Source organism: uncultured Limnohabitans sp., from assembly GCF_937889215.1.
GTDB lineage: Bacteria > Pseudomonadota > Gammaproteobacteria > Burkholderiales > Burkholderiaceae_C > Limnohabitans_A.
In genome coordinates this window covers 1-4759 of record NZ_CALBEX010000091.1, presented here as the reverse complement: position 1 = coordinate 4759, position 4759 = coordinate 1, and the positions used below count along the sequence as shown (strand labels likewise).

Annotated in this window: 5 protein-coding genes; 4 read left to right on the top strand and 1 reads right to left on the bottom strand. The window is 59.5% G+C overall.

Annotation, left to right across the window (positions count from 1 at the left end; genetic code table 11):
* The coding region (locus tag Q0341_RS02070) for a transglycosylase domain-containing protein (protein WP_299510205.1) at positions 1-1164 on the bottom strand (1164 nt) is incomplete at its 3' end.
* Between the two features lie 189 nt (positions 1165-1353).
* Between Q0341_RS02070 and Q0341_RS02065 the strand changes: the two genes are divergently transcribed.
* The 4 genes from Q0341_RS02065 to Q0341_RS02050 form a co-directional block, all read left to right on the top strand.
* Positions 1354-2097 (top strand): hypothetical protein, encoded by a 744-nt coding sequence (locus Q0341_RS02065; RefSeq protein WP_299510203.1) that lies wholly within the window; start codon positions 1354-1356, stop codon positions 2095-2097.
* Complete coding sequence (locus tag Q0341_RS02060; RefSeq protein WP_299510202.1) at positions 2097-2801, top strand: hypothetical protein; 705 nt, start codon at positions 2097-2099, stop codon at positions 2799-2801. Before Q0341_RS02065 ends, Q0341_RS02060 begins: the two co-directional genes overlap by 1 nt.
* On the top strand, positions 2798-3811 hold the full coding sequence (locus Q0341_RS02055) for a hypothetical protein (RefSeq protein ID WP_299510200.1): 1014 nt from the start codon (positions 2798-2800) through the stop codon (positions 3809-3811). Before Q0341_RS02060 ends, Q0341_RS02055 begins: the two co-directional genes overlap by 4 nt.
* A partial coding sequence (locus tag Q0341_RS02050; protein WP_299510199.1) for a secretin N-terminal domain-containing protein occupies positions 3808-4759 on the top strand: 952 nt, incomplete at its 3' end. The genes Q0341_RS02055 and Q0341_RS02050, both read left to right, overlap by 4 nt.

The window sequence follows — 4759 nt, the reverse complement described above, 5'->3', positions numbered from 1 at the left end:
CACGACTTTGCGAGTGGAGGCTTCCAGCACCACGGCCGACATCACATCGCCGTTGTCGGGGTGTTCCTCCAGTGCATCGTCAATGGCCTCGTCTGCCTTGGCTGGGTCGGTCGGCAAGTTGATGAACTTTTCAGGCCCTCGGTAAACCTGGCGTCGCTCAAAATCCATCAAGCCTTGGCGCAAGGCCTTGTAGGCGGCCATTTGGTCGCTGGACTGCAAGGTGGTGTAGACGTTCAACCCCCGTGTGTAAGTGTCAGCACCGTATTGTGCGAACACCAGTTGACGCACGGTTTCGGCAACAAACTCGGCATTCAGTGTTTTCTTGCCTGCAGCGGACTTCAGGGTCAGGCTTTCGGCCTTGGCCCGGCTTGCCTGCGTGGTGGTGATGTAGCCGTTGACCAACATGCGATCAATGATGTGCAGCTGGCGTGAACGGGCCCGTTTGGGGTTGTTGATCGGGTTGTAGGCCGAGGGCGCTTTGGGCAAGCCCGCGAGCATGGCGGCTTCGGCGATGGTGATGTCCTTGAGGGACTTGCCAAAGTAGGTGTCCGCGGCAGAAGCAAAGCCATAAGCCCGATTGCCCAGGAAAATCTGGTTCATGTAGATTTCCAGGATCTGGTCCTTGGTCAGCAGGTGCTCGAGCTTGTAGGTCAATAAAATTTCATAAATTTTGCGTGTGTATGTTTTCTCGGAAGACAGGTAGACGTTGCGCGCCACTTGCATCGTGATGGTGGACGCGCCTTGGCTTTTGAGGCGGCCTATGTTGGCGATGCCCGCACGCAAGATGCCCACGTAATCCACCCCCCCGTGCTGGTAGAAGCGGTTGTCCTCGATCGCCAAAATGGCGTCTTTGAGGATCTGCGGAATCTCATCGATCGGTGTCAGGTTGCGGCGTTCTTCGCCAAACTCCCCCATGAGCTGGCCATCTGCAGTGAACACCCGCAGGGGCAACTTGGGTTTGTAATTCGCCAGGTCCGATACATCGGGCAAGTTGGGATAGGCCATGACCATGGCCATGGCCACCACCAACAAAAGCGATGCCAGTGCTGCCCCGGCCAGACCCATCGACCACACACAGAATTTGAGCAGCCAAGCCACAAAGCCCTTGGTGGGCGTTGGTGGCGTGCTTTGAGAGGTGGTCTGGGATTTGTCTTTGGTGGGCATAGGGCTGATGTGGGGTGCGGCCAGCGGATTGCCAGACGCCCCGCATTATAAAAATCTTGCGCAGGTAAGGGGCTTTTTAAGACTTTCAAAAGAATTATTTGGTATTCATAAAAGCTTGTTAAACCCGAATATTCATGTTACAAAACCTTTCGGATCGGCCAAAGAGAGCTTTGAGCAAGGAGGCAATTCATGCGTGTCTGGACTCGGTTTTGGCGACAAATGGCCAGCCGCCCTGAGCGTCACGCTTGGGGCTTGGCGTGCGATGAGGCCGAATGGACTTTGGTGGGCTTGTCGCTGAACAGGTCCACCGAGGTTCAGGTGAATGCCTTAGAGCGCATCTTCGCTGGCCATTCAACGGCGTCTGAGGAGGACTTCAGCAGCGGTCTGCAACAAGCGGGCACCGGGGTGGCCTCTTCGGGAAGACGCCTCAATGTGGCCTTGAAGTCGGATGAAATGGTGGCCGGTGTGCTGGAGTTGCCAGCAGACTTGCCCCCTGACGAGTGGGCCAGTGAGGTGCAGCTGGAGGTGTCACAGTTGCTGGGCTTGGCCCCGGATGAAGTGAGTTTTGATTTTCAGCCCGACCCGGTCTCTGCTGGGCTTTTGTCTCGCGTGCATTGGGTGGGCTGCGACCAAGGGCGCATCAGAGCGCTCAAGGACAGCGTTCGCGCAGCCGGTTGGCAGCTGCACAGTGTTGAGCCCGCTTGGCATGCTGCCCATCGAGCAGCCTGCCATTTGAGAGGTGGCTTGAACAGTTTGCTGACGCAGCCCTCCCAAGACTGGCAGTTTGACTTGACGAACCCCGCCCATGACAGTCCGGTCAGCATGTCGGTGCCCGGCCGTTTCGGGCCGGACTTGGCTTTGTCGCAGGCCATGCAATCGGCCGCAGGGACGCGCTTGGTCGCCGCCGGCTTGGCTTTGAAAGCATGGCGCTGATGGTGTCCTTTAACTTGCTGCATTACCCTGCGCTGGCCAGCCAGCGCAGAAGGCGTCACCGGTGGTGGACCTCTTTGACGGGCTTGGCGGTGGGCTTGGCTGTGGCCGGGTGGGCAGCTCAAGAGTTGCAAGCGCTGGCTGACCAAATGCAAGAGGATCGCATCCGTCTTCAAGCGCAGCTGACCGATCAAACCATGCAGATGCAACGCCTGCACAAGCAACAGGCCGTGCAAAAAAAGTGGCAGTTGCAGTCGGCTCATCTGGCGCAACTGAGGCAGCAGCACTTGACCTGGCTGGCCTTGTACCAAAGCTTGCAACAAGCGGCCAGCCCAAGCTCGGTGCAGTTTTTGCGTCTGCAGCTGCAGGCGCACCAACTGGAATTGCAGGGCCAGGCCCGCGATGTGAAGCGCATGGAGGACGCCCGAAAGCGCTTGTCACACAGCATGTCGTTTCCTCCGGGAGGGAATGACCCAGCCCATGCCGAAGGCCAGGCAGACCGAACCCTGAAGCCTATTTGGGTTCTGAGCAGTTTGGATACCCTTTCTGCAACTGGCGCAGCAAGTGTGACGCCTGCTACGGACCCGCTGGACCCACACAAGGCTGAACTGTCGTTTGTGTGGCAAAGCGTTTGGCCTCTTGAGGTTGTCCGTTCAGCATCCGCCAAGACTGAGGCGCCAACAGGTGTGGTCAAGGAGGCCCCATGAAGCTCGGCTGGCAACTGCAAGCGAAGGGTCCCATGGCCCCCGCATGGTTGTGGGCGTCGCAGATGCGGGGGCGTGATCGCTTGCGTTGGTTGGTGCGGCGCTGGGGGTTTGCTTTGGCTGGTTTTGCCGCAGGTCTGACGCTGGTGGCTGGGCTGCATGTGGATGCCATCGACACGTTGTGGCGCGACGAGGGCCCGGTGCAAAGCTTGCACCAACAGTTGGCCACGCAACAGGGGCAGGTGCACAAGCTGCAACAGCAGCTGGGTGTGACGCAGACACTGCCCAAGGCATTGGCGGGCTTGCCTTCGCCAGACCGCGAGGCCCTGATTTGGCTCCAATTGTCGCAATTGCTGGCGCGGCATGCTGTGCAGCTCAAGTCTTTGCGCCCCGTGCCTGAGCGGTTGGCCTCGTCATTGGCCAGTCAGGCGGTGGCGGTGCATTTGAATGCCCACTTTGACGATTGGGTCGCCTTTTGGGCTGCCCTGAATCTTAAAGGGCCCGTGTGGAGCATTGACCGTTTGCGCATCACGCCGCAAGGTGAGAGGGTCGAGATTGAGGCCGTGCTTCGGGTGTGGCTCCGCGATGGTCCGACCTTACCTGAAGCCGCACTGGCCACAGCCCAAGGACCATTGCTACTGGATTGGGTGCCTTTCGAGCCGGTTCGAGCTGCGCGCGCAACACTTATCCATTCGGCTGTTTTTGTTCAGTCGGCAAGGCCCGGGCTTGCGGCCTTGCCCGCGTCGGAGCATGTTTCAGAAAACCCTGCCAAAGGGTGGTCGGCCAATCCTGGCCAGTGGCCACTGGATCAGGTTCGTTTGCTGGGCGTTTGGCATCAGGCCCAAGACCTACAGGCGATTTTGGCTGCAGGGCCGCATTGGGTGCAAGCCCGTGTGGGGCAGCCGATTGGCCCACTCGGGCACCGGGTGACCAGCATCCATGCCCAAGAAGTGCACCTGCGTGCCGGGTCTGGACCGGTGGCGGTTTTGGGTTTTGAAAAGGCAAAGCCATGAGTCAACGCGCAGTTTCCCATGTGCCGTTTGGGGTTCGGGTGTTGGTGCTGTGGGCCAGTGTGGCCGTGTCGATGGCGTGGGCCCAAGAGGCGCCTTTGGCGCTGCCAGACATGGGCCACACAGAACCGCAGCGTTCTTCGCCAGATACCCCTGCACCCGTCATTTCACCCCCACCCGTGACGAAAATTGTGGATGTCCAGACCGCTCAGCCAGACCGTGACCACCACGCAAGTCTGGCCATGTCCCCGGTCAGTGAGGAGGACGCTGAACGGCTCATCAGTCTGAATTTTCAGGACATCGACATCAAAACCTTGCTGCAGGTCTTTGCCGACTTCACGGGCTTGAACTTGGTGGCGACCGATGCGGTGAGCGGTCAAGTGACGGTGCGGTTAATGCAAGTGCCGTGGCGGCAGGCTTTGCAAATTGTTTTGCAGTCCAAGGGGCTGGCATCGCGCCAAGAGGGTCGTGTGTTGTGGGTCGCGCCGCAAGACGAGTGGGTGGCGCGTGAGAAAAAACAACGCGAAGCCCAGGCGGCCCTCGATGCGGTGAGCCCGCTTGAGATGATGGCGATCCGCTTGCGATATGCCCGTGCACACGATGTGGCGCAACGCTTGCAAGGGGTCAGTCAGGGGGCTGGTGGTCGCTGGCTCAGCAGCCGGGGCAGTGTGTTGGCGGAGCCGCGCACCAACCAGCTCTTCATCTCTGACTTGCCACAGCGCCTTCAAGCGGTTCAAAAAATGCTGAAGCAACTGGACATTCCGGTACGCCAAGTGCTCATTGAAGCCCGAATCGTCGAGGCAGATCACCAGTTTGGCCAGTCTCTGGGGGTGCGTCTTGGCGCCGGCATGGCCGTGCCGTTTCAATTGAACCAGCGCGTCAATACCCTGGCCTTGGGTGCAAGCAACGCGACCACCGGGGTGGGGGTTGTGGCGGGCAACCAGGTTGACT

Coding starts and splice junctions, on each gene's coding strand:
- Q0341_RS02055 (WP_299510200.1), top strand. CDS start 2,798: ATGAAGCTCGGCTGGCAACTGCAAGCGAAGGGTCCCATGGCCCCCGCA.
- Q0341_RS02065 (WP_299510203.1), top strand. CDS start 1,354: ATGCGTGTCTGGACTCGGTTTTGGCGACAAATGGCCAGCCGCCCTGAG.
- Q0341_RS02060 (WP_299510202.1), top strand. CDS start 2,097: ATGGTGTCCTTTAACTTGCTGCATTACCCTGCGCTGGCCAGCCAGCGC.